This window comes from Natronococcus sp., from assembly GCF_047921035.1.
Classification (GTDB): Archaea; Halobacteriota; Halobacteria; order Halobacteriales; family Natrialbaceae; genus Natronococcus.
In genome coordinates this window covers 2,073-6,576 of the sequence record NZ_JBLRWX010000143.1, presented here as the reverse complement: position 1 = coordinate 6,576, position 4,504 = coordinate 2,073, and the positions used below count along the sequence as shown (strand labels likewise).

Here is a 4,504-nt window from a genome sequence, read left to right as displayed (position 1 = left end):
ATACACCCATCCAGACGCTTTCTGAGAATCTAACCTCGTCAGTCCTGACTAACTCCTGATTCGATGGGAACTACCGATAGTAGCCACTGCAAGTCGGTGCACACCTGATCGCACGACGGCTGTGTAATCAGTGTGTAAATCGTTGCAGTTGTTACTATAATCGTACTGAGTCCACACTGATGTTTGCATCCCCTGTCTGTGACGCGAATTCACAAAACGCCCCGTAAAAATAATTCGTGCTACTATCTACTGGGACTCCGGTTTCTAGCTGTCCCAGACCGCGTAGATGTAGAGCGCGATGCCGGCGTAGACCAGCAGCGTACTCGCCAGGTCGACGACCATCAGCCTGCTGGCGAGGTGGGCGAACTGGAGGACCCCACCCGCGATCAGACAGACCGCCGCGCCCGTCACGACCGACCGCGTCTCGTCCGCCTCACCGTAGAGGATCGCACCGATCCCGATCGCAATCACGCCGAAGGCGAACTCCGTCGCGAGCATCGCCAGCGCGTCCTCGGCGAAGGTCGCGTACGCGAACAGCGCGAAGTAAAACAGGATCCCGTAGACGATCAGTCGTCGCATCGACGCCGAGAGTTCGATCGTGTCGCTCATACGCGACTCGAGCGGCCGGGGACCCTTAGCTTTCGAGGGTTTCGGCCCACTCGAGGTCGATCCCCTCGTGGACGACGAACTCGAAGGCGTTGATCAGGTAGTGGGCGACGACGACCACGAGGAAACTTCCCGTCAGGATGAAGATCGCCGCCAGCACGAACCCGAGCAGCCCGGTGACGACGACGCCGACGTCGCCCTGCATCCCGTGGCCCAGCGCGAACGCGATCGAGGACATCACTGCGAGCAGCCACGGCGAGATCCCGAAGCCGACCGAGAGCGCACCGATCAGCGCCGCCCGAAACAGTAACTCCTCGAAGACGGCGATCAGCGGGAGCACGCCCCCGAGCAGGACGGCCCAGCCTCGAGCCGAGTCCGGCGCCAGCAGCTCCCTGAGCTGTTCGTCGTGGTCGAACCCCAGTCGCGCCGCGAGCGCGGCGCCGATCTCGTTGGCGACGTAGAGGACGACCCCGACCGCGGTGCCGACGACCAGCCCGGTCTCGAGGTACGCCGCGGAAAACTCGATCCCCAGTGCGTCGGCTGGCACGCCGGTGTAGACGATCGCACCTAGCAACACCAGCGCGAACAGTCCCTGGGAGGCCGCGACGTTCGCGAGCATCATCCCCGTCGTCAGCGAGTCGGGATCGACGCCGTCCCGCCGGTCTCGAGAGGTGGTCTCGGCGGGACGGGCCGCATCGTCGGACCCGGATTCGCGCCTCGCGGGCGCGGTTGCGTCGTCGGTCACCGACTCGGACCTCGAGAGGGTCGCTGCGTTCGTTTCGGTCTCGAGAGGCGTCTCGTCGGCCGCCTCGGGATCGTCTTCGAGAGTCGACGCTTCGGAGTCGGTGGCGAGAACAGACTTGGCCGGAGCGTCGTCGGAATCGGTCTCGAGGTCGACGTCGTCGAACGCCGACTGCGTGAGGTGGGAAAGAACCAGCAACACGAGGAGGACGGCGCCCGTGATCGCCGCGAACGCCGTCCACGCTGCCATCTACTGCGGGCTCGGGTTCGAACCGCTGGCCGAGCCGACGGCCTGCTGGTCGAACGCCGATCCGGTGATCGACTTGAGCCGATCGACCAGCGAGTCCTTCTTCGGTTCGCCCATCAGGGCGACCTCGAGGACCTCGCTGATGTTCGAACAGGGGATGATCTCGATCATCTCCTCGTACTCGTCCTCGATCATCACGTCCTGTTCGTTCGCTTTGGGGATGATAACCTTCGAGCAGCCGGCCTTGGCGGCGGCCTCGATCTTGTGGGTCACCCCGCCGACCGGGAGCACGTCCCCGCGAACGGAGAGCGACCCGGTCATCGCGACCGACTGGTCGACCGGGATATCCTCCAGGGCGGAGATGACGGCCGTCGCCACCGTGATGGAGGCGGAGTCGCCGTCGACGCCCTGCTGGCCGGCCTGGACGAACTGGATGTGGACGTCCTTCTCCGAGAGGTTCACGTCGGAGAACTTCTTGATGATCGCCGAGACGTTCTGGACCGACTCCTCGGCCATCTCCTTGAGCTGTCCCGTGGCGATGACCTGACCCTGACCCTGCGCGGGCGCGATCTCGGCCATCACGGGCAGCATGATCCCGCTGTCCTCGCCCATGACGGCGAGCCCGTTGACCCGGCCCTCCATGCCGTCGTGGGTGACCTGGAGCTCGTAGTCCTTGCGCCGTTCGATGTAGTCGTCGGCGAGCTGTTGCTCGATCGAGCGCGAGCGGCCCTTGGCCTCGAGGACGTCGTCGCGGGTCGTGAACTCGGCGTCCTCGGCGCGAGCGATGTCGCCCGCCACTCGAACCAGGCCGCCGAGACTCCGGAACTCGAGGGTGAGGTGCTCTTTCCGCCCTGCGCGGCGCTTGGCCTCGAGGATGACCTCCTCGACGGCCTCGCGGGTGAAGTGGGGCAGGCGGCCGTCGCGTTCGACCTCCTGTGCGATAAAGCGGGCGTACTTCCGGCGCATCTCGGGGGTGTCCTCGATGGTGTCGTCCATGTACACCTCGTACCCGTAGCCCTTGATCCGCGAGCGCAGGGCGGGGTGCATGTTCTCCATCGCGTCCAGGTTCCCGGCCGCGATCATGATGAAGTCACAGGGGACGGGTTCGGTCTGGACCATCGCGCCCGAGGAGCGCTCGGACTGGCCCGTGATGGCGAACTCGCCCTCCTGGATCGCGGTCATCAGCTTCTGCTGGGTGCGGACGTCGAGCGTGTTGATCTCGTCGACGAACAGCACGCCCTTGTTGGCCTTGTGGATGCCGCCGGGTTCGACCCGGTCGTGGCTCGGCGTCTCCATGCCGCCGGACTGGAACGGGTCGTGGCGGACGTCGCCCAGCAGCGCGCCGGCGTGGGCGCCGGTCGCGTCCTCGAAGGGGGCCTGGCGCTGGTCGCCGTTGTCGACGATCATGTTCGGCACCATCGCGTCCGTGCCGCGGGACGTGTAGCGGAAGATAAACCAGATGATACCTGCCGCGAGGATGCCGAGCAGGATCTGCCCGGAGAGGATCGCGTAGCCGACGACGATCGCGATGATGATCCACATCAGGATCGACCGCATCTGGTTGCGCTTGCGGGCTTCCTCCTTGTGCGCGTCGATGATCTGTTCGCCCTTGCCGGCGGGAACCGTTCGGACCTTCGGCTCGTTGCCGTCGTCGGGGTTGTGGTAGACGAGGACGTCCTGGAGATCCTCCTGGGGGAGCAGCTGGCTCATCGCTTTGGCCAGCATCGACTTCCCGGTCCCGGGCGAGCCGATCATCATCACGTGTCGGCGCTGCTTGGCCGCCTTGATAATGATGTCTCGAGCCTCGTCCTGTCCGATCACCTGGTCGACGAGCCGGTCGGGGACCTCGATGTCGGCCGTCGAGTCGATCTTGAGTCCGCCGAGGAGGTCGTCCTCGGCGCTTTCCTCGTCGATCTCGACGCCCGGATCGACCTCGACGGTGCTCCCGAGGTCCTCGACGGTCTCGATATCCTCGTCGGCGTCGGGTTCCTCGTCGAACCCTTCGGGTGGACGTTGCTCGGACTCGTCGGGCTCCGACTCGCGGCCGACCCCCTCGGTCGGCCTCCCGTCGGACTCGTCGGTCCGATCGCCGGAGTCCGTCACTGGCGACCGATCCTCCTGGCGGTCCGACGACCGCTCCCGCCGGCTCTCGTCGGGAACGTCGTCAGGTGCGCCTTCGGAGGAGTCGTCAACGTTCGTATCGTTACTCATAGAACTCTGTTCAGTACCTGATCCGAAGGGATTGCGACTGATATACTTTCTCCATGCGGAACACGGGCTTCGTGGCCGTAATCGACGACTACGGCGCTCGAGACGGCGAATCGGTTCGATCGCTGACGAGCGTGCCCGGCGCCCTCACCGTAAATACCACCGGTCCCGACGCTCCCACGAGGGAACCCGCCACGCTTAAGCACAACCCCGAAACAGTACCCGCCATGAGGGGGTTCTACATCGGCCGCTTCCAGCCGTTTCATAACGGTCACCGCAACATGGTCGAGCAGATCGCCGAGGACGTCGACGAACTCGTCCTGGGCATCGGAAGCGCGGACGACTCACACTCGGTTCGGAATCCGTTCACCGCCGGTGAACGGATCATGATGATAACCAAGTCACTGGTCGACTCCGATCTGGTGACCTACGCCGTCCCGATCGAGGACCTGGATCGGAACTCGGTGTGGGTGAGCCACGTCCAGAGCATGAGCCCGCACTTCGACGTCGCCTACTCGAACAACCCGCTGGTCGTCCAGCTGTTCCGCGAGGCGAACTTCGAGGTTCGCCAGTCGCCGATGTTCAACCGCGAGGTCCTCGAGGGAACCGAAGTCCGCGAGCGGATGATCAACGGCGGCGACTGGGAGTCGCTGGTCCCCGAGGCCGTCGTCGAGGTCGTCGAGGAGATCGACGGTATCGAAC

4 protein-coding genes are annotated in these 4,504 nt (G+C 64.8%); 1 reads left to right on the top strand and 3 read right to left on the bottom strand.

Annotated elements, in window-relative coordinates; all coding sequences use genetic code 11:
• Positions 1 to 264 precede the first annotated feature (264 nt).
• From ACNA7R_RS18680 to lonB, 3 genes are read right to left on the bottom strand one after another with little or no spacing between them, the layout of a single operon-like run.
• Positions 265 to 609: a hypothetical protein gene (locus tag ACNA7R_RS18680; protein WP_416285029.1), complete on the bottom strand. Its 345-nt coding sequence runs from the start codon at positions 607 to 609 to the stop codon at positions 265 to 267.
• 25 nt (positions 610 to 634) lie between these two features.
• On the bottom strand, positions 635 to 1,597 hold the full coding sequence (locus tag ACNA7R_RS18675) for a type II CAAX prenyl endopeptidase Rce1 family protein (protein ID WP_416285028.1): 963 nt from the start codon (positions 1,595 to 1,597) through the stop codon (positions 635 to 637).
• On the bottom strand, positions 1,598 to 3,805 hold the full coding sequence (gene lonB / locus ACNA7R_RS18670) for an ATP-dependent protease LonB (RefSeq protein ID WP_416285027.1): 2,208 nt from the start codon (positions 3,803 to 3,805) through the stop codon (positions 1,598 to 1,600). It abuts the gene before it with no gap.
• Positions 3,806 to 4,029: 224 nt separating this feature from the next.
• Between lonB and ACNA7R_RS18665 the strand changes: the two genes are divergently transcribed.
• On the top strand, positions 4,030 to 4,504 hold a 475-nt coding region (locus ACNA7R_RS18665), incomplete at its 3' end, for a nicotinamide-nucleotide adenylyltransferase (protein WP_416285026.1).

Excerpts from the sequence above, each read along its gene's own strand:
- ACNA7R_RS18680 (WP_416285029.1), bottom strand. The coding sequence starts at position 609 with ATGAGCGACACGATCGAACTCTCGGCGTCGATGCGACGACTGATCGTC.
- ACNA7R_RS18675 (WP_416285028.1), bottom strand. The coding sequence starts at position 1,597 with ATGGCAGCGTGGACGGCGTTCGCGGCGATCACGGGCGCCGTCCTCCTC.
- lonB (WP_416285027.1), bottom strand. The coding sequence starts at position 3,805 with ATGAGTAACGATACGAACGTTGACGACTCCTCCGAAGGCGCACCTGAC.